Source organism: Campylobacter hominis ATCC BAA-381 (assembly GCF_000017585.1).
Taxonomy (GTDB): Bacteria; Campylobacterota; Campylobacteria; order Campylobacterales; family Campylobacteraceae; genus Campylobacter_B; species Campylobacter_B hominis.
In genome coordinates, this window is the sequence record NC_009714.1 from 1606852 (window position 1) to 1628314 (window position 21463).

General features: G+C 32.5%; 22 protein-coding genes. 12 read left to right on the forward strand and 10 right to left on the reverse strand.

The genetic code is table 11. The annotated features are described in order from the left end of the window. Positions 1-134: 134 nt before the first annotated feature. Genes CHAB381_RS07895 through murC form a run of 3 tightly spaced genes read right to left on the reverse strand, consistent with a single transcriptional unit; the run spans position 135 to position 3990 of the window. Entirely contained in the window at positions 135-2336 is a 2202-nt protein-coding gene (locus tag CHAB381_RS07895; RefSeq protein ID WP_012109506.1) for an endonuclease MutS2, read from the reverse strand. After that, positions 2333-2683 carry a hypothetical protein gene (locus CHAB381_RS07900; protein WP_012109507.1) on the reverse strand — a complete coding sequence of 117 codons (351 nt, stop codon included), beginning with the start codon at positions 2681-2683 and terminating at the stop codon, positions 2333-2335. Before CHAB381_RS07900 ends, CHAB381_RS07895 begins: the two co-directional genes overlap by 4 nt. Beyond that, positions 2680-3990: a UDP-N-acetylmuramate--L-alanine ligase gene (gene murC / locus CHAB381_RS07905; protein ID WP_012109508.1), complete on the reverse strand. Its 1311-nt coding sequence runs from the start codon at positions 3988-3990 to the stop codon at positions 2680-2682. Before murC ends, CHAB381_RS07900 begins: the two co-directional genes overlap by 4 nt. A gap of 160 nt (positions 3991-4150) precedes the next feature. Between murC and CHAB381_RS07910 the strand changes: the two genes are divergently transcribed. The 4 genes from CHAB381_RS07910 to CHAB381_RS07925 all read left to right on the forward strand — a co-directional run bounded on the left by CHAB381_RS07910 (position 4151) and on the right by CHAB381_RS07925 (position 8130). Further along, positions 4151-5371 (forward strand): multiheme c-type cytochrome, encoded by a 1221-nt coding sequence (locus CHAB381_RS07910; protein WP_012109509.1) that lies wholly within the window; start codon positions 4151-4153, stop codon positions 5369-5371. 94 nt (positions 5372-5465) lie between these two features. Next, positions 5466-6644 (forward strand): multiheme c-type cytochrome, encoded by a 1179-nt coding sequence (locus CHAB381_RS07915; protein WP_012109510.1) that lies wholly within the window; start codon positions 5466-5468, stop codon positions 6642-6644. A gap of 71 nt (positions 6645-6715) precedes the next feature. Continuing rightward, positions 6716-7513 (forward strand): tetratricopeptide repeat protein, encoded by a 798-nt coding sequence (locus CHAB381_RS08545; RefSeq protein ID WP_012109511.1) that lies wholly within the window; start codon positions 6716-6718, stop codon positions 7511-7513. Positions 7514-7755: 242 nt separating this feature from the next. Further along, positions 7756-8130 (forward strand): RidA family protein, encoded by a 375-nt coding sequence (locus CHAB381_RS07925; protein WP_012109512.1) that lies wholly within the window; start codon positions 7756-7758, stop codon positions 8128-8130. 317 nt (positions 8131-8447) lie between these two features. Here the strand turns inward: CHAB381_RS07925 and hemN are convergent, their stop codons facing one another. From hemN to hemB, 4 genes are read right to left on the reverse strand one after another with little or no spacing between them, the layout of a single operon-like run. Continuing rightward, positions 8448-9806, reverse strand: coding sequence for an oxygen-independent coproporphyrinogen III oxidase (gene hemN, locus CHAB381_RS07930; protein ID WP_012109513.1), 1359 nt, complete (start codon positions 9804-9806; stop codon positions 8448-8450). Next, the gene (locus tag CHAB381_RS07935; protein ID WP_012109514.1) at positions 9806-10276 is read right to left on the reverse strand and encodes a DUF2603 domain-containing protein; all 471 of its coding nucleotides are present in this window, start codon (positions 10274-10276) and stop codon (positions 9806-9808) included. The genes hemN and CHAB381_RS07935 overlap by 1 nt, the downstream gene beginning before the upstream one ends. Further along, positions 10276-11196 carry an ornithine carbamoyltransferase gene (gene argF / locus CHAB381_RS07940; protein ID WP_012109515.1) on the reverse strand — a complete coding sequence of 307 codons (921 nt, stop codon included), beginning with the start codon at positions 11194-11196 and terminating at the stop codon, positions 10276-10278. Before argF ends, CHAB381_RS07935 begins: the two co-directional genes overlap by 1 nt. A gap of 11 nt (positions 11197-11207) precedes the next feature. After that, complete coding sequence (hemB, locus tag CHAB381_RS07945) at positions 11208-12185, reverse strand: porphobilinogen synthase (RefSeq protein ID WP_012109516.1); 978 nt, start codon at positions 12183-12185, stop codon at positions 11208-11210. 65 nt (positions 12186-12250) lie between these two features. On the opposite strand from hemB, the gene ribA reads away from it, so the two are divergent. From ribA to CHAB381_RS07965, 4 genes are read left to right on the forward strand one after another with little or no spacing between them, the layout of a single operon-like run. After that, positions 12251-12832, forward strand: a complete 582-nt coding sequence (ribA, locus tag CHAB381_RS07950; protein WP_012109517.1) for a GTP cyclohydrolase II — start codon at positions 12251-12253, stop codon at positions 12830-12832. Next, complete coding sequence (gene rsmG / locus CHAB381_RS07955; protein WP_012109518.1) at positions 12813-13364, forward strand: 16S rRNA (guanine(527)-N(7))-methyltransferase RsmG; 552 nt, start codon at positions 12813-12815, stop codon at positions 13362-13364. Before ribA ends, rsmG begins: the two co-directional genes overlap by 20 nt. Continuing rightward, a complete protein-coding gene (locus CHAB381_RS07960) occupies positions 13354-13557 on the forward strand; it encodes a PP0621 family protein (RefSeq protein WP_012109519.1) in 204 nt (67 codons plus the stop codon). Before rsmG ends, CHAB381_RS07960 begins: the two co-directional genes overlap by 11 nt. After that, positions 13554-14006: a hypothetical protein gene (locus tag CHAB381_RS07965; protein WP_012109520.1), complete on the forward strand. Its 453-nt coding sequence runs from the start codon at positions 13554-13556 to the stop codon at positions 14004-14006. Before CHAB381_RS07960 ends, CHAB381_RS07965 begins: the two co-directional genes overlap by 4 nt. Before the next feature lie 597 nt (positions 14007-14603). Here the strand turns inward: CHAB381_RS07965 and CHAB381_RS07970 are convergent. The 3 genes from CHAB381_RS07970 to CHAB381_RS07980 are packed head-to-tail and all read right to left on the reverse strand — an operon-like array spanning position 14604 to position 15534. After that, entirely contained in the window at positions 14604-15071 is a 468-nt protein-coding gene (locus CHAB381_RS07970; RefSeq protein ID WP_012109523.1) for a hypothetical protein, read from the reverse strand. Next, positions 15068-15304 (reverse strand): hypothetical protein, encoded by a 237-nt coding sequence (locus CHAB381_RS07975; RefSeq protein ID WP_041570544.1) that lies wholly within the window; start codon positions 15302-15304, stop codon positions 15068-15070. The genes CHAB381_RS07970 and CHAB381_RS07975 overlap by 4 nt, the downstream gene beginning before the upstream one ends. Then, positions 15301-15534 (reverse strand): hypothetical protein, encoded by a 234-nt coding sequence (locus tag CHAB381_RS07980; RefSeq protein WP_012109525.1) that lies wholly within the window; start codon positions 15532-15534, stop codon positions 15301-15303. The genes CHAB381_RS07975 and CHAB381_RS07980 overlap by 4 nt, the downstream gene beginning before the upstream one ends. Before the next feature lie 76 nt (positions 15535-15610). Between CHAB381_RS07980 and uvrB the strand changes: the two genes are divergently transcribed. The 4 genes from uvrB to glnA all read left to right on the forward strand — a co-directional run bounded on the left by uvrB (position 15611) and on the right by glnA (position 21426). After that, positions 15611-17584, forward strand: coding sequence for an excinuclease ABC subunit UvrB (gene uvrB, locus CHAB381_RS07985; protein ID WP_012109526.1), 1974 nt, complete (start codon positions 15611-15613; stop codon positions 17582-17584). 287 nt (positions 17585-17871) lie between these two features. Further along, positions 17872-19137 carry a major outer membrane protein gene (locus CHAB381_RS07990; protein ID WP_012109527.1) on the forward strand — a complete coding sequence of 422 codons (1266 nt, stop codon included), beginning with the start codon at positions 17872-17874 and terminating at the stop codon, positions 19135-19137. A 75-nt stretch (positions 19138-19212) separates the two neighbouring features. Next, on the forward strand, positions 19213-19776 hold the full coding sequence (locus tag CHAB381_RS07995; RefSeq protein ID WP_012109528.1) for a c-type cytochrome: 564 nt from the start codon (positions 19213-19215) through the stop codon (positions 19774-19776). A gap of 222 nt (positions 19777-19998) precedes the next feature. After that, positions 19999-21426, forward strand: coding sequence for a type I glutamate--ammonia ligase (glnA, locus tag CHAB381_RS08000; protein ID WP_012109529.1), 1428 nt, complete (start codon positions 19999-20001; stop codon positions 21424-21426). Positions 21427-21463: the final 37 nt, after the last annotated feature.

The following is a 21463-nucleotide window of genomic DNA, read 5'->3' on the forward strand; positions in this document are numbered from 1 at the left end:
ATGCGATTTATAAATATTAAAAAGCACATTAAATAGAATTCGATTTATATGTTTTAAAAAAAATTTGCGTTATAAAATTTACGTATATTTTACTGAAAACATATCAATTAATAAAATTTTCCAAAAATCTCTGCTTAAAATTTTATGATTTTACTTCCGAAACCGCCTTCATTTGGTGATGCATCTTTAAATTCCTTAACGCTCGGATGAGATTTTAAAAACTTACTGACCGCGTAAGCCAGTTTTCCGGTGCCGATTCCATGTTTTACAATAATTTCGTCAAGTCCTAACACTAAAGATTGAGAGATAAATCTGTCAAGACGCTCGATTGCTTCATCTGCGCGAAGTCCGTGCAAATCAAGTACTACGCTCGCATTTTGCGGACTTTGAATGCTGATTTGCACACTTTTCTTATCTTTTTGCGGTTTTACACTTCGTTTTAAATCGCCTAACGGTACGCGAAGTTTTATTCCTTCGCTTAGAATTGTAGCTTCACGTCCTTTTATGGAAACAATTTCGCCTTTTACATTTCCAAATTTTGCCCATTCACCGACTTCTAAATTTTCATCTGCGTTTTCAAATTTTGGAATTTTTATATTTTTTTTCATTTCGTTTGCCGTATTTATGGCTCTTTGCCTATCTTTTTGGTTTTCAAACGTAATTGATTTTTTCGCCATATTTATGGCGTTGTAAAATTCCAACTGAAATTTTGAAACATCAGCCTTGAAAATTTCATCGTTTTTTTCTTTTTGATCTTTTAAATTTTCGATTAAAGCGTCAAGTTTTTGCTCTTTTTTCTGAACTGTTTCAAGCTCGGTTTTAAGATTAAGTTCCAAATTTAAAGCTTTTGAAATTGCTTCATTTAAATTTTCCTTATCGACACCGTAAGTTTTTTTGGCTTCAATAACTAAATTTTGCGGAATTCCATATCGTAATGCGGTTTCAAACGCATAACTTTTACCGACTATACCTTTTAAAAATTCATATTTCGGACGGCTGTTTTTTTCATCGTAAAGTGCCGCTATCAATTCTACGCTTGATTCTTTTGAAAGTAACATTGCAAGGCGTTTGTGATGAGTTGTTATAACCATTTTTATATCGTTTTTCATAAGATTTTTTATCAATACGCTATAAAGACTGGCTGCCTCTTCAAAATCTGTACCAAGTTCGATTTCATCGACTCCGATAATTAAATTTTTGCGCCCGAAAAGATGTGAAAAACTTATCATACGTCCTGCAAACGTAGAAATATCGTTTTTAGAATCTTGCGGATCTTGCATAATAAGCTCAAATTCTTTAAATGAACCGATTTTGGAATGAGTCTGGTTGATATGCATAGGAAGCAGGTATTTTGCAAGTAAAGAAGCCGTTATTAAAGATTTTAAAAGCATACTTTTTCCGCCCGCATTTACACCTGTAATCAGTAAAACTTTACCGATAAACTCCACACTTACGGCTTTTGGATTTTTAAGAGCCGGATGAATGAAATCTTTTATGATAATATCGTGCGAATTATCCGCCAAAACAAACTCGTAATCGTTGTTTTTAGCGAACATAGCCCTTGCTATCAGCGCATCAATTTGATCAAACGCGTTATTTATAAATTTCAAAAACAGCAGGTTTTTTGTAAAAATTTGGCTTATTTTTTTGCAATGCTCAAAAACAATCTGCTCTTTTGTATCGATTATTTCGCTTTGATCGGATTTTAGTTTTAAAATCGCATCAGGAGCCACATAAAAATAACCGCCCGCGCTTCTTGCCACCACCCTTCCTTTTAAAGCATGGTTAAAGCCGCCTCTGACTAAAAGCGCCTCCGTGTCGCTTACGTAATGAATCTGTGTATCTGCAAGATAAGGAATTATATTTTTTGAGTAAATAAGTCTTTTCAGCGTCTCGTCAATTTGGCTTTTTTTGATTTTATAGGCTTCACGAAGTGCATAAAATCTTTCATCGACACTATCCTTAAACTCGCCTTTTTCATCAAAAAAATTTGAAATTTCCAAAATTTCAGATGGAATTTCAATTTTAAGAAGCCAGCTTGCAAGCAACCCTTCAAAATTTTGCTTTTTTAAATACAAAAAATAATTTACTATTTTACTGAACTCAAAAATTTCACTTATATGTAAAGTAGTATGTTTTGAAAGCCTTAAAAGCTCGTCGTCAAGATTTTTTATTTTTTCACAAAGCAAAAGATCAAATTTTGAAATTTCAGCTATTTTTTCAAAATTTATTTTACTGTCTCCTTGCAAAAAAAGCGGTTTTTCACGCGCTAAATAATTGTAAAATTTTTCCAAATATCCGCTTAAATCAAGCCTTGAAAAGATTTCGTTCATCATTTTTTAATTTCACAATCCGAAATTTTAAAAATTCGGTTTTTGAATGATCCGGAAGCTGTTTTTTTGGCAATAAAAGTCTGTGTGGCAAAAGAGAATTCGAAATTTTGCTTGTCTATTTCCAAATCACCGCATTTTAAAATTTTTCCTTGTGAAAATGCCAGAGAAATTTCATTTCTCTGACTTGTGCGGTTCTTAAAATTCTCTTCATAAAAAAACGCTAAAAAGGCTAAAACAACCAAAAATACGGAGATTAAAATTTTAAGTTTTTTACTTAATTTTTCATCATCAATAAAAAAAATCGATAGAATAAATAAAAAAGCTAATATGAAAATTACGAATCTGCTCAACTCTCATTCCTTAATTGATACGTAATGTCTCCTGCACCGAAACCTATAACAAGACCACTATCTACACGGTGTTTTACGCCGAATTCATCATTAAATTCAATCGCTTCGCCGTTTCGTTTTACTTTTTGAGTAAAAATTATATTTTTACCTTTAAATTCGTCTTTTACATCTATTCCGTTTTGCGCTTCTCCGGCTGCAAAAACAGGTAAAATAATCAAATCGTCAACTGTTTTAAAGCACTCTTTGAATGCATTTAAATTTGCTTTTAAGCGTGTCCAGCGATGAGGTTGAAAAATAGCCGTAATTTTATCAATTCCCAGTTTTTTAGCATATTCCTGCGCACTTTTTAAAGTAGCGCAAATTTCCGTCGGGTGATGTCCGTAATCATCAATTAAGACAAAATTTTTATTTGCAACCAGAATATCAAATCGTTTTTTTATACCTTTGAAATTTAATAAATTTTTTCTGATATTTTCAAGGCCGACTTCACAATTTGCCGCTAAAATGGCAAGACTTGCATCTATTGCTATATGTTCTCCAAGACCGAAAACTTCAAATTTTCCAAGCCCTTTTAAATTAAAGCTGATAAACGGCTGATAATCTCTTAAAAGCATTTTTACATCGGTGATATCACGGCTTGGATAAAGTTTTATACAATCTATATTTAAATTTTTCAAAAATTCGTCTTCCGCATTTATAACGCGAATTTTAGCGCGCTCCAAAAAACCGCGATACGCCAAATGAAATTTTTCCAAATCGAAACCGTAATATTCCATATGTTCGGGTTCCGCGTTTGTGACAACCGCTAAATAAGGATTTGAATTAAGAAAACTGCTATCACTTTCATCAGCTTCAAAAATTACATTTTCGCTTTTTGCATATTTCATATTTGAGCCGAACTGTTTGCTCACAGCGCCTATTATGACGCTTCCTTCAATCAAACTGGAAAGCATTGCCGAAGTTGTGCTTTTGCCGTGTGCTCCTGCAACAGCAAAAACGCGCTTATCGTTTAAAATATAAGGTAGAGCTTCTTTTCTTGAAAGACATTTGATATTTTTATTTTTTGCCGCGATAAGTTCTATATTATCCGGTTTAATTGCGGCGCTGTAAACTACTATATCCTGATTTGTTATTGCGGATTTATCATGAGGAGTGTTTATTTTCATTCCAAGAGCTCGAAGCTCGGTTATTATTTCGCTTTCTTTTATATCCGAACCGGTAATCTCATAAGTTTTTTTCTCATGCAAAAACTTTGCAATTGCCGAAATTCCTATACCGCCAATTCCTATAAAATGGACTTTTTTCAAAATTTTTCCTTATTAAAATTTAAATTCTGATATCTTATCCAAATCGTGCTTAAAATTTTAACAATATGAAATTTAACTATACAAAAGCCAATTTTAATAAAAAATTCAACTTTTTCTTATACAATGGCAAATGAAATATTATTTTAAATAGGGGCTTTTTATGTTATTTTTTAAGAAAAGTTTTATAACTTTATGTCTTGGAATTTCATTCGCGTTTGCGAATGAAGGTGCTGCTACAATTGATTCGGTTTGGAATCCGTCGCTTTGCAAAGAGTGCCATAAAGAGCAATATATGGCATGGAAAACTTCGCTTCATGCTAAAAGCCACGAAGAATCCAATGAGCTGTATAAAGTTTTAATAGATTATACAAGTAAAGCTTTATATAAACCTCGCAATGAAACCGTTACAGAATGTGGCGCATGTCATAATCCGAAGCTTAAAATAAAACAAGTCGATCCGAATATCGCACTTAGCAAAATTTACGGCATAGAAGTAAAATCTTTGCAAAATATGGAAAAAACAATACAAAGCGAAATAGACTCAGATATGGTAAAAACCGGAATGAGCTGTTATATTTGTCACAACGTAGATAAAATAAACAAACAAAAGCACGAACATGATGTAGGATACAAAAGATTTGAATGGGCGCGCGGAATTTTAATAACCGGTCCGTATGAAGGCGATGAAAACTATATTTTTCATAAAACTGCAAAACGTGATTTTTTTAGAGAAAACGACGAGCTTTGTTTGTCTTGTCACCAAGGAATGGGGTCTAAAATGAAATTTTCGGCTTACAATACAGGAATTGAAAGTACAAAAAATGCTCAAAGATGTACCGATTGCCACATGGGCGATACAAAAATGAACTATTTATCGCCAAATCTTAAAGTGGATACATTGCAAAAAAGAGAGATTAAAAATCACTTTTTTAGAGGAGCCAGAAACAGCCGAATACTAAACGAAGCAATTGATTTATCATTTGAAAAAATTTCAAACAGCAAAGCCAAACTTACACTTCATAATCTGGTTTCACATAATGTCCCGACAGGTTTTGGCGGAAGAAGTATTGTAATTGAAATTTCGGCTATGTCTAAAACAGGTGAAATTTTAGCAAATAATGATTTCACTCTTAGGACAATCTATAACAAAGCCGATGGAAGCGAAACATTCCAATATTCAGCTTTTACGTTTTCAAAAGATACGAGATTGAAAGCTTTTGAAAACCGAAGTTATGATTTACAAATTCCTGATGGAACAAAATCGGTAAAAGTCGAAGTTATATATTATGTAATCGCACCTGAACTTCAAAATTTAATAGATATAAAAGACGAAACATTTACAAAACCGTATAAAGCTATTTCCAGAATTTTTAAATTTTAAATAAATATAAAAAAGTTAGAATTTTTAAGCTAAAATTCTAACTTTTTATGATATTATCACTTAAAAAATCTTTTATTTTTAAGGAAATGGCGATATGAAAAAATTTATTTTTTTCTTATGCTGTATTTGTGCATTTCAGATAAGCCTTGCTGCAGATATGATGAATCCTAACGTTTGTAAATCTTGTCATGAAGAACAACACAAAGACTGGAAAACTTCACTTCACGCTCTAAGTCATGAAGACTCAAATGAGCTTTACAGAAAAGCTGTAACTTGGGCAGCCAATGAAAATCATAAATTATATGACGATCAGCTTTTAGAGTGCGGACAATGCCACAATCCAAAAATGCAAATCAAAAAAATGGACGCCGATATGTTTTTGGCAACAGCTTTAAATATAGACACACAAAAGTCTCAACAACTTCAAGAAGCTATAAACGCGGACGATATAAAAACAGGCGTAAGTTGTTATATTTGTCATCATGTAAGCAGTATAAAGCCTAAAACAGATCCGAAACAAAGCGGTTACAAACTGTTCGACTGGACCCTAGGAAATATTATAGTAGGACCGTACGATATAGAAAGCACGCTATTTCATGCGAATGAATACAGAGATTTTTTCAGAGAAAACGATAATCTTTGTCTAAGCTGCCATCAAGGACAAGCCACACAGAATAAATTTTCCGTTTATAATACAGGCGTAGAAAGTGCAGATGCAGAAAAACGCTGTGTAGATTGCCATATGGGTTCGCTCCGCACGGAAATTATAGCTCCGACTATAAAACGCGACGATATGACACCAAGAGAGGTTAAATCACACTTTTTTAAAGGTGCAAGAAATAGCGATATTCTTAAAGAGGCACTTGATTTTAATTTAGTAAAAATAGGCGAAAATGAGGCGAAATTAAGCGTACAAAATCTCATCTCGCACAATGTTCCGACAGGCTTTGGTGGACGTTCTATGGTTTTTGAAATTTCATTTTTTAATAATGCAAAACTTTTGGATAAACAAAATATTGACTTCAGAGCCATTTTTAAAAATGCTACAATGCTTGAAACTTTCAACTATGGCGCTACATCGATGTCAAGCGATACGCGTTTAAAACCGTTTGAACAACGAGATTTCAAAATAACAGCTCCGAACGGAACAAATAAAATAACGATTAATGTAGTTTATTATGTCATCGCACCTCAACTTCAGGAACTTTTGCAAATCAAAAGCGAATCGCACATAAAACCTTATAAAGCGATGCAAAAAGAGTTTAAATTTTAAAATTTAGTGCTTTTTAGCACTAAATTTTGATTTTACGATATATAGATAATTAAAATTTTGAAAGTGTTGTAATGAAAAAAATTTGTTTTTTATTTATTTGTTTTGGAATTTTGTTTGCAAGTGATACAAATCTTCAAAATAAATGTAATAAGAACGATGCCGGCGCATGCCATAACTTAGCGGTACAATTTTATGAAAGCAAAGATTACCAAAATGCTTTTAAATATTTCAAAAAAGCTTGTGAGCTAAAATTTAATCAAAGCTGCTTTAATATAGGACTTATGTCTGAGCAAGGAAAAGGCACTCCAAAAGATGAATTTAAGGCTTTTGATATGTTTAGCAAAACTTGTATAAAAAATAAAAAAGGTAAATATAATCCATATTTCGGATGTGCAAATTTAGCCTTTTTGTATCTTGACGGACGCGGTGTAAGACAAAATTTTAAAACAGGAATAAAAATTTTAAATGATACCTGCAAAGATGGCAATCTTGCAAATTGCGAAATTTTAAGCAATATTTACAATGATGGATATTTAGGAATTACAAAAGATACAAATAAAGCTATGGAAATTTTAGAGTTTAGCTGCAAAAAAGGTGAAATAAATGCCTGCCTCAAAATTTCAAACAATCTTCTTGATGGTAATATCACGGATCAGAAAAAAATACAAAAAGGCATTTCTATGCTTGAAAATGTTTGTAAACTTAAAAATAGCGAAGCTTGCCTGAAACTTGGAATTTATTACACAAACGGAAATTTTGTAAAACAAAATCTGACTGTAGCTAAAGAATTTTTCGGTATCGCCTGCGATTTACGAAATGAAAAAGGTTGCCAAAGCTACAAAATTTTAAATGAAAACGGAGTCAAATAAATTTTTTCAATTTTACATTAAAATTTTTTATATTTTCAGCTGAAATTCCAACTATTTTTTTAATAATCAAAATTATAAAATCTTATTTTTCAACGTAAAATAAAAACGATATTTTAAAATTTCAGTTTAATTTTTTTACACATTTTAAATACTTTTAAAATTCATTTAATCAAAATATATTTTTATATTCAAAAACAATATAAAACTTGCTATAATACGACAAATCAATCAAGGAGATTGTAATGAAAACTATTTGCACAAAAAAAGCTCCGGCTGCAATTGGACCGTATTCTCAAGGAGTGCGCGTTAAAGGGTTGCTTTTCACATCAGGCCAAATTGCTATTGACCCGAAAACAAACGAATTTATCGGTGGCGACATAAGCGCCCAAACAAAACAGGTAATGGAAAATTTAGGAGAAATATTAAACAAAGCTTGCACAAGTTTTGATAAAGTTGTAAAAACAACGGTTTTTATCACAGATATGGATGATTTTGGCGTTGTAAATGAAATTTACGGCGAATATTTTAAAGAACACAAACCTGCAAGAAGTTGTGTAGCTGTTAAAAATTTGCCAAAAGATGCGCTGATAGAAATTGAAGTTATAGCAAAGGTATAAAAAAATTATTACTTTTAAATAAAATACATATTAACAGCGAAAGGCTTTTATGAATTAAGGCATAAAAGCCGAATATCTTTACAAAACTAATTTTTAAAATATTAATTTCAAAATATATGCTGTTTGCATTTAAAATTTTAAACATATCATAATCATATTTAAATTAAAATTTTGTCTAAAAAATTTTTAACTATATAAAAACGAATAGTATTAAAATTTTACGATGAATTTTAAAATTTACAAAAAAATCACATCAAAATTATTTTTAAAATCATAAAAGCGGAATGTTCAAAAACAATCTGCTTTTATATTAAATTTCACACTGTTTTTGAGAATTTTTTATCACCTAAATTCTTTTTCATATATTCATCAAAACACATTGCGATATTACGGATCAGTAATGTTCCTGTCTGTGTAACCGATATTTTTTCAGGTGAAATTTCTACAAAATCATTCAGTTTTTCAAGTTCTTTTAAACTTTTTGCAAAATGTTCAAAAAAATCAATGTTAAATTTGCTTTCAATCTTTTTGATATCTACGCGAAAATTACTCATAAGTCCCATTATCACATCTTTTCGAAGCAAATCTTCACTGTTTAATAAGATTCCTTTAAAAAACGGCAAAATCCCTTCGTCTATCGCTTTTTCGTAAAGCGGCATATCTTTGAAATTTTGCGCATAATATCTTTTTCCTTCACCGATACTTGTAAGTCCGATACCTATCAAATCAGCACCGCCTTTTGTCGTATATCCTTGAAAATTTCTGTGCAAAGTGCCGTTTTCAAGTGCAGCGTGAAGCTCATCTGTCGGTTTAGAATAATGATCCATTCCAATCATTTTGTATCCGTTCGAAGTCAAAAAATCATGTGTAAATTTTAAAATTTCAAGTTTAACTTTCGGACTTGGTAAGGTAGTTTCATCGAATTTCCTCATTGATTTTTTAATCCATGGAACATGCGCATAATTAAAAATAGCAAAACGATCGACATCAAGTGTAAGTGCAAGCCTTAATGTCTCCTTAAAACTTTCCAAAGTTTGATAAGGAAGCCCGTAGATAAGATCCGTATTTATTGATTTGATACCTTTTTGGCGTGCCAAATCAATCGCATTCTTAGTCATTTCATAAGGTTGAACTCTATGAATTACTTTTTGAACTTTTTCATTAAAATCCTGCACACCGTAACTTATGCGATTGAAACCGTGTTTTACTAAAACATCAAGTTGCTCTTCATTTAAAAATCTGGGATCTATTTCACAACTGATTTCAGCGTCTTTTGCAAAATTTTTAAAGTATTTTTTAATATTTTTGATGTGAAAATCAAGTTCATCAGCATCATAATATGTAGGCGTTCCTCCACCGAAATGCATTTGTGTTACAACGCGGGAAGTGTCAATTATGCCGCTTAAAATTTGCATTTCTTTATTCATGTAATCCAAATATCTATGCATTTTTTCGCTTTTGCTTGTATAAATTACATTGCAACCGCAAAAATAGCACGCAGAGCGACAAAACGGCATATGAAAATACAAAGATAGCGGAGTTTCCTGTGCTTGAGCTTTTAATTCATTGACATATTCTTCGTATCTGAATTTTTGACTGAATTCCAAAGCGGTCGGATAACTTGTATATCTTGGTCCAGGACGTGAGAATTTGGCATAGGCATCAAAATCTATCATTATTTGTTATCCTTTTTTATCAAATTTTCAATATCTACAAATAAATTCGGATGCTCACTTTTTACTTTTTCTACAACAGCATCGAAATTTATATTCAAAGTATTCATATTCTGATTTTTTTTGGCGACTTTTTTTATTTCATCCATACAGACAATCCAAACATCACCGAAATCAATCGGTATACGTTGCAAAATACTTTTTTCAAGTTTTAAATTGAAATTTTCTCTAGCCGCATTTTTGTAAAGTGAAACTAAATTTGAAAGCATAGAAAGCGAAACCATCGTATGAAGTCCACCATTTTCATCAATCCCGAACCACGGCTCATCGCCTTGCCATGAGCCGCTTTTTAAAACAAGTTTTTTATCACCGTTTTTATCATTTGATGAAATTTCAAAAATCGTCTTTTCTTTGTTGGTAAGTCCGAAATTTTCGCTACTTTGCTCTATCTGCTTTTTTATTTCATCTTTCATCAATCATTCCTGTGAGCATCCAACCAAACCATAATTCCTTTTTGTGCGTGAAGTCTGTTTTCGGCTTCCAAAAATATATCTCTTGCATGACTCTCAAAAACTTTATCGCTAACTTCATAACCGCGATATGCCGGCAAACAATGAAGCAAAATAGCATCTTTACAAGCCAAACTCATCAAATTTTTATTTACGCAAAAGCTTTCGAAATCTTTTACTTTGCGCTCTTTTTCATCTTCTTGACCCATTGAAATCCAAGTATCGGTAGCTACTACATTAGCGCCTTCTATCGCCTCTTTCGGATTATGAGTGAGTAAAATTTTAGCGCCCGAAATTTTCGCATTCTCTTTTGCTATATTTATAAAATTTTTGTTCGGCTCATATCCTTTCGGTGTTGCGATATGAAGTTCAAGCCCCAAAATGGAAGCAAGCATAAGCCATGAATTACTCATATTATTTCCATCTCCGATGTAAGCTATAGTTTCACCGTTTGCAATCTCTTTGATAGTCATATAATCAGCCATTAGTTGCACCGGATGAAGATCGTCGCTAAGTCCGTTTATAACTGGCACACTTGAAAATTTCGCAAATTCCACCAAATCACTTTGTTTATATACGCGAAGCATCGCCATATCGACCATACTTGAAATAACTCTTGCCGTATCTTTTATAGGCTCGCCTCTGCCAAGCTGAATATCCCTACTGCTTAAAAAAAGCCCTTGACCGCCAAGTTGATAAATGCCTGTTTCAAAACTTACGCGCGTTCTTGTTGAACTTTTCTCAAAAATCATAGCCAATGTTTGATTTTTTAGATATGGCTCATACTTTTTATTTTTTGTCTCTTTTTTGATTTTATCCGCCAAGCTTAAAATTTCTAAAATTTCAGCTTTGCTAAAATCGTTTAATGTTAAGAAATGTCTCATAATATGCCCTTTTAATTAAATTTTCTTAAAATTTCACTTGCTTCTTTTGCGTGATATGTGATTATCATATCGGCTCCGGCCCGTTTTATTCCGATTAATGTTTCCATCATAACACGATCGTAATCTATCAGTCCAAGTTTTGCGGCACCTTTTAAAAGCGCGTATTCACCGCTTACATTGTAAGCGCAAAGCGGCAAAAGTGTGCGTTCTCTTACATCGCGCAAAATATCCAAATAAGCAAGCGCCGGCTTCACCATCAAAATATCGGCTCCTTGCGCTTCATCCTGCAAGCTCTCATTTATCGCTTCAAGGCGATTTGCAGGATCCATTTGATATGAATTTCTGTTTCCGAAACTTGGCGAACTTTCAGCTACATCACGAAACGGTCCGTAATATCCGCTTGCAAATTTAGTAGAATACGCCATTATCGGTAAATTTTCAAAACCTTCGCCATCAAGCGCATTTCTTAAAGTTTCGATAATTCCGTCCATCATTCCACTTGGCGCTATCATATCCGAACCGTTTCTTGCGTGAATTAAAGCTTGCGTAGCTGAAATTTCAAGTGTAGCGTCATTATCGACCGTTTCATGAACTTTATCTAAAATGCCGCAGTGACCGTGATCTGTGTATTCACAAAAGCAAAGATCGGTTATCACAAAAAGATTTGGAAATTTATCTTTTATAGCGCGAAGTGCTGTCGCAATTATACCGTTTTCACTCAGAGCGTCACTTCCAATGCTATCTTTTACACTTGGAATTCCGAAAAGTAAAATCGATTTTATACCTAAATTTTGCAAATTTTCGCACTCTTTTAAAATTTCATCAATACTCATTTGAAAAACGCCCGGCATTGATTTTATCTCGTTTTTAACACCTTTTCCGCTCACTACAAAAAGCGGATAAATAAACTCACTCGTGTTAAGATGTGTTTCGCGCACCAACTCTCTTGTAACCGCATTTATGCGAAGTCGCCTGAATCGTTTAAACATTATTTTTCCTTTTTTTGGATACAATTACATTTTTGTAAGTTTATCACAAATGGAGTAAATTTTAAATGAATATTGAAATTTCAAATGTTGCAAAGCTGCCGTCCCGCTTCGGTATGTTTAAAGTACAGGCTTTTAAAGAAGATGAAAAAGAACATTTGGTAATAATAAAAGAACCTTACAAAGAGCCGGTAAATATAAGAATCCACTCGGAGTGTCTTACAGGCGACGCTATCGGCAGTTTAAAATGCGATTGCAGAGATCAGCTTGAAGAGAGTTTGAAATTTATAGAAAAAAACGGCGGTATGGTAATTTATCTGCGTCAAGAAGGACGAAATATCGGACTTTTTAATAAAATAAACGCTTATAATTTACAAGACAAAGGACTTGATACGATTGAAGCAAATCATCAGCTTGGCTTCAAAACTGATGAAAGAACATACGAAATAGTGGATTTTATCTTAAAATATTATAAAATAAAAAGTATAAATTTACTTACAAACAATCCTAAAAAACTTATGGGACTTCATAATGTAAAAGTCGCCGCACGCGTGCCGATTATCATAAAACCGAATAAATTTAACGAAAAATATCTGCAAACCAAAAAAAACGAAATGGGGCATTTACTGGATGATAATAAAAAAGCCTGAAAATTTTAACGAGCAGATAGAACAATTCGGCAAATGCCTGGAAAAATTTAACAAAATTCACAGTATAACAAACTACAATGATTTAAGCGCCGTGATAGAAGATAGTCTCGAAGGACTGAAATTTATAACTGAAATGCCGAAAGTTGCTATTGATATCGGCTCAGGCGCAGGTTTTCCGGCGATATTTTTAGCGATGGTTCTACCTTATACGAAATGGCATCTTTTTGAACCTAATACAAAAAAAGCGGCATTTTTAACTTATGCGAAAGTAAATTTAAAACTTAAAAACATTATAATCCATAACACAAAAATTGAGAATGAAACACCTTTTATCGCGGATTTAATCACTTCAAGGGCTGTAATGAAAGTGCCTGATTTGATTAAAATTTCTCATGGATTTTTTGATACTCATACAAAGTTTCTGTTTTATAAAGGATCAAATGTAAAAGATGAGCTAGGAAATTTAAAAGCTGAAATTTTTGAAAATAATATGCGCAAATACGCACTTTTGAAGGGAAATGATGTTTGCTAAACTGTTTATGGCGATTTTAATAATTGCTTTGATTTATTTTTTTATATTGCCTAAATTCCGCACGGGGAAAAATGACAAAAAAACGCAAAATTTCGTAGAATGTGAAAGCTGCCATATTTTCGGTAATATAGACGAAATGATAATTTCGGACGGCAAATATTTCTGTAAAGATTGCATAAAGGATAAAAAATGATAATAATAGGCGACAAAATTGTAAAATTTGAACCTTTTAATGAGATAAAAAGTATGAGCCAAATTTCAAAATTTGATAATCTCCTTTTTAATTTCGATAGACAGAAAATCATTCTGGCACAAAATTTCAATAAAATTTTCAGCGTCCGCACAAATAATATAAATGAAATTTTAATTGCAAACGCTGCAGGAGCGAAATTTATAGTGGTAAATTTCAAAACGGCGAAAACAGCGCAGGAGTTAGCGGAAAAATATCTCTTTGATGCAAAAATCGCTGTTTATTTGCATTTTGAAAGAAATTTGAAAAAGCTTGCTCAAATCGGAGTCGACGCAGCGATTTTAAGTCCTGGAATAAATAAAGTGGATTCAACAGTTTCAAACATAGCTTCAAAATTTAAAAATTTAAAACTGCCAAACCTACTGAAATTTAAGAAAAATATACAAAAGTAAAATTTTATTTATAAAATTGATTTTCAAATACACTGTAATAGTAAAAATCAATTAAAATTCTTTATAAACACTTTATTTTTGCAACTTTAATTCTTTTAAATTCAAAAAATTTAATATTTTATTACAAATTAGATTGTGTTTTTTTGTCTCATTTATCGATATTCTTATAAATAAGCTATAAAAATAAATATAAAAAACGGATGCAAAATTATAAAAAAGTGCTATAATTCCGCCTCAATTATAGAAAAGAATTCTATAAAATTCATACGAAAGGATTAAAAATGTCAAAAACAAAAATGAACAAGAAACAAACACCTAAAGATGCTGCTTCTAAAACATCAAAAGATGACAAAAAATGCAGTGAACATACAAAATCCTGCAAAGATCAATCTAAAAAATAAAAAAGATTGTTAAAAAGCGATAGAAACCATGTCTTTAGACCAGGCTTCTATCGCATAAAATTTTAAATCAACTAAATTTTAATTATCATTAAAAAATAGCTATTAAAATTCCAAATAAAAATTTTACTGTTTTTTTAAATAAATATGGATTATATCTGTAACGTATAAGGCATAAATTTATGCCTTATAAAAATGATCAATCTTCCAAATAAAAATTACTGCTTGAATATTGTTGAAATTCGCTTGATTGTTGAAATTGTTCGCAAAGCTCACGCTTATGATTTTCAGGCTCGACAGTAAGGTAAATACCTTTATCATCTTTTTTAAATATAATTCTAGCGCACACTATCATATTTCCTTTATCTTTTGAGCCGCCAATACTGAAATCAATCGGTTTGTCTATTTGAGGAACGCTATTCCAATCGGCTTCGCTAAAAGAATCTTTGAGCGAAATATTTTTTATGCTTGAGTTTAAAGAACGAAGTTCGCCTTGCGCGAAATAATCACTTTTGATATCTTCGTAAGCCCCTTTTAAAAGCATTCCGCTTGCCATTCCAAGAGTGCCGTCCTTCACAGCATTTACTTTAGGCATTACAACCTTTACAATCACAAAAATTATGATCAACAAAAACACAATCGAACCGATACTAAAACCTTTTTTCATATTTTTTCCTTTCCGTTTTCACTGATTAGCGAATCAATTTTTTTAATATCCAAGAAATTTTCATAGCTTTTTTGGATAAAAGCTTCCAAAAGTTTGCCTGCATCAATAAATTTTGTTCCGTTCATCAAATTGTTCAATTCATTTTCAAATGCTTTAGCAAAATCATCTTCCAAATTTATGGTATAAGACTTCGAAAGTGAACTGTTCACAATTTTGACAACTATTTTTTTCATTTTTGCAAGACTTCATCTATTTCTTTAAATAATTCATCATCATTCAAAACGCGCTCATTAGCATCGTTTTCAAGCTTACTAATTTGTATGCTAAGCGCTTCATTTTGACCTTTTAAAGCGACTAAATCATTTCTTAGCGTTTCGTTTTGAGCTTTTAATTCTTTAAATGTTTTGATAAGCTCTGCAACCTTTTGAGCCAACGAAACTTTTTTTACATCATTTTCAAACATAGCTAACCTTTTTTTGATATAATTTATGATTTTAGCATAAAATTTATAAAATTCTACGAAATAGTTGGAGAAAACTTTGAAAAATTTTGAAATTGTCAGTAAATTCTCGCCAAGCAAAGATCAACAAAATGCGATTGAAAATATAACCGCATCAATAAAAAACGGAAATAAATATCAAACTTTATTAGGTGTTACCGGTTCAGGCAAAACTTTTACAATGGCAAATATTATAAAAAATTTACAAATGCCTGCTTTGATAATGACACACAATAAATCCCTTGCAGCACAGCTTTACAGCGAATTTAAAGGCTTTTTTCCAAAAAATCACATTGAATATTTTATAAGTTATTATGACTATTATCAGCCCGAAGCCTACATTCCGCGTCAGGATCTTTTTATAGAAAAAGACAGTTCTATAAATGATGAATTGGAGCGTCTTAGACTTTCTGCTACGGCAAGTTTGCTTAGTTTTGACGATGTTGTAACAATAGCTTCCGTTTCAGCGAATTACGGATTAGGAAATCCTGCAGAATATCAAGGAATGGTACTGTTTTTAGAGATAAATAAGAAATTCAGTCTTAAATTTCTGCTTAGAAAACTTGTGGATATGGGATACAGCAGAAACGACACATATTTTGATCGCGGAGATTTTCGCGTAAACGGCGATATAATAGATATTTATCCTGCATATTTTAACGATGAAGCGATTAGACTTGAATTTTTCGGCGATGAACTTGATGATATGTATCATTTCGATGTGATTGAAAACAAAAAAACTCAAAATTTAAAAAAATTTATCTTATATCCGACTTCACAATTTATAGTAGGCGAAAATCGTTTGAAAGAGGCGATAAAAGGGATAGAAAACGAACTTGGCGAAAGACTTGAATTTTTTAATGATAATGGCAAATTGGTTGAAGCGCAAAGATTAAAGCAAAGAGTGGATTTTGATCTTGAAATGCTGGAATCTACAGGAATGTGCAAAGGAATCGAAAATTATGCAAGATATTTAACAGGTCAAAATGCAGGCGAAACACCATATTCACTCTTCGATTATTATGAAATCAAAGGAATGGATTATTTGGTTATCATTGATGAAAGCCATGTGAGTTTGCCGCAATTTCGCGGTATGTATGCAGGTGATAGAAGCCGCAAAGAAACACTTGTTGAGTATGGTTTCAGACTTCCTTCCGCGCTTGATAACCGCCCTTTGATGTTTGATGAGTTTATAAATAAACGCGCCAAATTTCTTTTTGTTTCGGCTACACCGAACGATTACGAGCTTGAACTCAGCAAAGACCATGTTTATTACCAAATTTTACGTCCTACAGGACTTCTTGACCCTGAGATTGTTTTAAAAGACAGTGATAATCAAGTGGAAATTTTATATGATATGGCAAAAGAGGTTATCGCCGATAATGAAAGAGTTTTAGTAACCGTGCTGACAAAAAAAATGGCTGAAGAGCTTAGTAAATATTATCTGGAACTTGGCCTTAAAGTAAAATATATGCATTCCGATATCGACGCAATTGAGCGAAACGAGTTGATTCGAGGACTTAGAACCGGAGATTTTGATATGCTGATCGGCATAAATTTACTTCGCGAAGGTCTTGATCTGCCTGAAGTCAGTTTGATTGCGATAATGGACGCCGATAAAGAGGGTTTTTTAAGATCGCGCACGAGTCTTATCCAAACAATGGGGCGGGCTGCAAGAAATGTAAATGGAAAAGTGGTAATGTTTTGCAAAAAAATCACAAATTCCATGAAAGAAGCCATTGAAATAACTCAAAAAAGAAGAAAATATCAAGACGAATACAACAAAACACACAATATAACACCGAAATCCGTCAGCAGAAATGTGGAGGAAAGCTTAAAACTTGACGACACTGAAGCAATCGATAGAGCTATGAAAGCGGAAAAAATGCCTTCAAGCGAACGGGCGAAAATCGTTAAAGATTTGCGAAAACAGATGATGGAAGCCGCCGATAAATTGGAATTTGAAAAAGCGGCGGCTTTACGCGACGAGATTAAAAAGATGAGAAAATTGTAAGATTTTGGCACCATAAAAGCATTTTTTAAATTTTCAATAAATCGGATATTTAAAAATTTCAGAAAAATAATTTATATTTTTTATTGTAAAAATTTTTTAATACATATTATAATGAAAATTTTATGAGATATTTTTGATTAAACCATATTCAGTTTTACAGAATTTTAAAAAGAATTGTTAATAATCGGTAATAAAATAGTAATCTTTCGGTAAATTTTATAAAATTTTAAGCAAAAAATTAAATTTTATATGATAAACTTACGGCATATTTTTTTAAGGAGTTCTAAATGAAACTATTAAAACTTAGTTTAGTTGCAGCTCTTGCTGCAGGTGCTCTTGCTACAACTGCAAGCGCTGTTCCACTAGAAGAAGCTATCAAAGATGTAGATGTAAGCGGATTTATGCGTTTACGATATACAGCTGATGAGGCTGATAAATCTGTAAACAATGAGAAAAAAAAGGTGTCTGATGCTAAATGGAATATCAAATCTGTAATTGATTTCAAAGCAAAAGTTGATGATAATTTCTTTGCAGTAGCAGGTGTAAGATATGGTAACGACGGCGGTGCTACAGAGTATGGATACAATAGCGGTAATGGAAACTTTGGTGATGGTGTTTATAATAATACTGCAGATGATCAATTTGATATGTATAGAGCATATATCGGATATACAGTAGGTAATACTACAGTTCAACTAGGTCGCCAAAATGTATTTTCATTCTTTACAGATGATATGTATGGTGACGGTTTGTTTGTTCTAAACAGTGATATCCAAGGTTTAACTCTAGGTGCTTTATGGATGGATGCTCTTGAGCAAGATGGTGATATAAGTTCAAATGGCTTAGATGCAGGGGAATTACTTGAAGATCCAGCTCTTAAAGGACAAGATGCGATTCATGCTTTAACAGGAAAAAGAGTTACAGATCACGATTTATATGGTGTAGGTGCTATCGGCTCTTATGATCCTGTATCTTTCCAACTTTGGTATGCATATTTGAACGATGTAGTAGGCTTGTTTGCTGTTGAACTAGGTGCAAATTTTGATGTAAATGATGACGTTACAGTCGGTTTAAAAGGTCAATATGGATTTGCAAATTTTGACAATGATTTTGCCGATACAATAGGAGTAGATGATTCTAATTTCTTCGGCTTTGAAGCTTCTGCAAATATTGATTTCTTTGATATGTCAGCCGGCTATGTAAATTACTCTGCAAGCGATGATGAGAGTGTAAGTTTAAGTTCATTTGAAGATAGTGGAAGCTTTATCAAAGCTGGTGAAGAACTAGTTGATTATGCACTATATGAAGGTAAAAATGATTACTGGTTTGTAACAGCAGGCGTTACTATCCCTGATACAGGTTTAAGAATCGGTGCTGATTATGTGGATGGCTCATTCGGAGAAGATGGTGATTATGATGCATCAGAAGTTGTTGCAAGAATTGATTACAAATACAATGAAAAACTTAAATTCAAAACATGGTATTCATACATTGATCAAGATAGTGGCGATGATGACAATAGATTCAGATTTGAAGCAAAATACAGTTTCTAATCGTTTAACTATTTGAGTTAAAATATTGGCGTAGCTTCGGCTGCGCCTTTTTAAATTTAAGACAAGGAAAAATTTATGAAAATTATTAAAATTTCATTTTTGTTATGTTTTTTAGCATTCAGTGCTTATGCAGATGATGAAAAAACTTATGTATTTGAAGCTAAAGGTGAGTTTGGCGAAGAATTAAAAGAGCTTATTCAAAAGCATAGTAAAGATGAAAATGTCAAAATAAATATATATGAAAAAAATCAAAATGTAGGCGATAGTCGCTTTTTAGGCACCGGAATAAATACAAATATCAAATACACAGCCGAAAAAGGTAAAAAAATATTTTTAGAAAAATGTGCAAGATGTCACGGTGAAAACGGCGAAAAACGTGCTTATGGAACTTCTGCAAAACTTAAAAATATAGATGCTGAGGCAATTGCGGTAAGAGTAGCAAAATATACATCGGATTTTGATTTTGGCGGAGCGAACAAAGGCCTTATGCAACAAATTGCAGCTAGAACAAGCTCAACTGAAGTAGGATATATAATCGCATATCTAAAAGGTGAAAATTCATATATTTTCAAAAGTTCACGAGAAAAAAATACGGAAATTCAAACAAGTCCGACTGAACATGGAACTTATCTAAAATAGATTTATCGTAAAAATTTTATAAAATTTTTACGCTTATTATTTAAGTTAAAAATATCAATAAATTTTTAAAAATTTATATAAACAATAAAATTTAATATATTTTATTTTCAAAATATATTAAATTTTACAAAAAACCGAAATCTTAAAAATTTACCAATTATTATAAAACAGAATTTAAGCTTTTAAATATTACAATGTGACAAAAATTTTCAAGGAGAAAGAATGGGAAAATTTGTAAGTAACGTAAAAGAATTTTTTGATTTTTGCGATAAAAACGAAGTTGTATTTGTAGATTTTCGTTTCACAGATATGAAAGGTACATGGCATCATCTTTCTTATAATTATAAAAGATTAGATAAAGATTTCGTTGATGGAATTCCATTTGACGGAAGTTCTGTAGAAGCTTGGCAACCGATAAACAAATCCGACATGATCTTAAAACCTGATATTGATACGGCATTTTTGGATCCTTTTACTTCAGATGTTACGGTTATAGTTATTTGCGATGTTTATGATATTTATAAAGGAAAACTTTATGAAAAATGTCCGCGTTCAATAGCTAAAAAAGCTGAGAAATATTTAAAAGAAAGCGGAGTCGGGGATACTTGTTATTTCGGCGCTGAAAACGAATTTTTTATATTTGACGATGTAAAAATCATAGACAGTATAAACTGCGCCATGTATCATGTAGATAGTGAAGAAGGTGCTTGGAATAGTGGCAAAGACTACAAAGACGGCTTTAATACAGGTCACCGCCCCGGACCTAAAGGCGGATATTTTCCCGTTCAACCGGTAGATAGTATGGTAGATCTTAGGGCTGAAATGGTTCAAGTTTTAGAGCAGGTAGGACTTGAAACATTTGTGTGCCACCACGAAGCCGCACAAGCTCAAGGAGAAATCGGAGTAAAATTCAGCACTCTTGTAGAAGCAGCCGATAACGTGCAAAAATATAAATATGTAGTAAAAATGGTAGCTCATCTAAACGGAAAAACGGCTACATTTATGCCAAAGCCGCTCTACGGTGATAACGGAAGCGGAATGCATACACACCAATCAATTTGGAAAAACGGCAAAAATCTTTTCTACAAAAAAGGCACATATGGAAATTTAAGTGACATCGCAAGATGGTATATAGGCGGCGTTTTATCTCACGCAAGAAGCGTATCGGCTTTTACAAACCCAAGCACAAATAGTTACAAACGTTTAATTCCAGGCTTTGAAGCGCCAAGTATTTTGACATATTCCTGCCAAAATCGTTCTGCAAGTTGCAGAATTCCGTTCGGCGCCGGAGAAAACTCTGTAAGAGCGGAAATGCGTTTTCCTGACGGCACTGCTTGTCCGTATTTGGCATTTACAGCGATGCTTATGGCAGGACTTGACGGCATTAAACACAAAATAGAACCTGTAGGTCCTATGGATGAAAATCTTTTTGAATTAAGCCTTGATGAAATTCGTAAAAAAGGAATAGAACAATTCCCACACACATTGCGCGGCTCATTGGAGGCGGTTATTCGCGATAATGATTATTTAAAACCTGTGATGACAGATTTATTTATAGAAACTTATCAACATTTCAAATTTGAAACTCAAGTTTGGCCTTATGAAGCGCGCCCAACTGCATTTGAGTTTGCTACAAGCTATTCTTGCTAATTATAAAAATGTGCGAAATTTTGAAATTTCGCACATC

Excerpts from the sequence above, each read along its gene's own strand:
- CHAB381_RS07995 (WP_012109528.1), top strand. The coding sequence starts at position 19,213 with ATGAAAATTATTAAAATTTCATTTTTGTTATGTTTTTTAGCATTCAGT.
- CHAB381_RS07910 (WP_012109509.1), top strand. The coding sequence starts at position 4,151 with ATGTTATTTTTTAAGAAAAGTTTTATAACTTTATGTCTTGGAATTTCA.
- hemB (WP_012109516.1), bottom strand. The coding sequence starts at position 12,185 with ATGTTTAAACGATTCAGGCGACTTCGCATAAATGCGGTTACAAGAGAG.
- CHAB381_RS07970 (WP_012109523.1), bottom strand. The coding sequence starts at position 15,071 with ATGAAAAAAGGTTTTAGTATCGGTTCGATTGTGTTTTTGTTGATCATA.
- CHAB381_RS07960 (WP_012109519.1), top strand. The coding sequence starts at position 13,354 with ATGTTTGCTAAACTGTTTATGGCGATTTTAATAATTGCTTTGATTTAT.
- rsmG (WP_012109518.1), top strand. The coding sequence starts at position 12,813 with ATGATAATAAAAAAGCCTGAAAATTTTAACGAGCAGATAGAACAATTC.
- CHAB381_RS07935 (WP_012109514.1), bottom strand. The coding sequence starts at position 10,276 with ATGAAAGATGAAATAAAAAAGCAGATAGAGCAAAGTAGCGAAAATTTC.
- CHAB381_RS07965 (WP_012109520.1), top strand. The coding sequence starts at position 13,554 with ATGATAATAATAGGCGACAAAATTGTAAAATTTGAACCTTTTAATGAG.
- CHAB381_RS07895 (WP_012109506.1), bottom strand. The coding sequence starts at position 2,336 with ATGATGAACGAAATCTTTTCAAGGCTTGATTTAAGCGGATATTTGGAA.
- CHAB381_RS08545 (WP_012109511.1), top strand. The coding sequence starts at position 6,716 with ATGAAAAAAATTTGTTTTTTATTTATTTGTTTTGGAATTTTGTTTGCA.
- CHAB381_RS07915 (WP_012109510.1), top strand. The coding sequence starts at position 5,466 with ATGAAAAAATTTATTTTTTTCTTATGCTGTATTTGTGCATTTCAGATA.
- CHAB381_RS07990 (WP_012109527.1), top strand. The coding sequence starts at position 17,872 with ATGAAACTATTAAAACTTAGTTTAGTTGCAGCTCTTGCTGCAGGTGCT.
- CHAB381_RS07975 (WP_041570544.1), bottom strand. The coding sequence starts at position 15,304 with ATGAAAAAAATAGTTGTCAAAATTGTGAACAGTTCACTTTCGAAGTCT.
- argF (WP_012109515.1), bottom strand. The coding sequence starts at position 11,196 with ATGAGACATTTCTTAACATTAAACGATTTTAGCAAAGCTGAAATTTTA.
- ribA (WP_012109517.1), top strand. The coding sequence starts at position 12,251 with ATGAATATTGAAATTTCAAATGTTGCAAAGCTGCCGTCCCGCTTCGGT.
- hemN (WP_012109513.1), bottom strand. The coding sequence starts at position 9,806 with ATGATAGATTTTGATGCCTATGCCAAATTCTCACGTCCTGGACCAAGA.
- CHAB381_RS07980 (WP_012109525.1), bottom strand. The coding sequence starts at position 15,534 with ATGTTTGAAAATGATGTAAAAAAAGTTTCGTTGGCTCAAAAGGTTGCA.
- CHAB381_RS07925 (WP_012109512.1), top strand. The coding sequence starts at position 7,756 with ATGAAAACTATTTGCACAAAAAAAGCTCCGGCTGCAATTGGACCGTAT.
- glnA (WP_012109529.1), top strand. The coding sequence starts at position 19,999 with ATGGGAAAATTTGTAAGTAACGTAAAAGAATTTTTTGATTTTTGCGAT.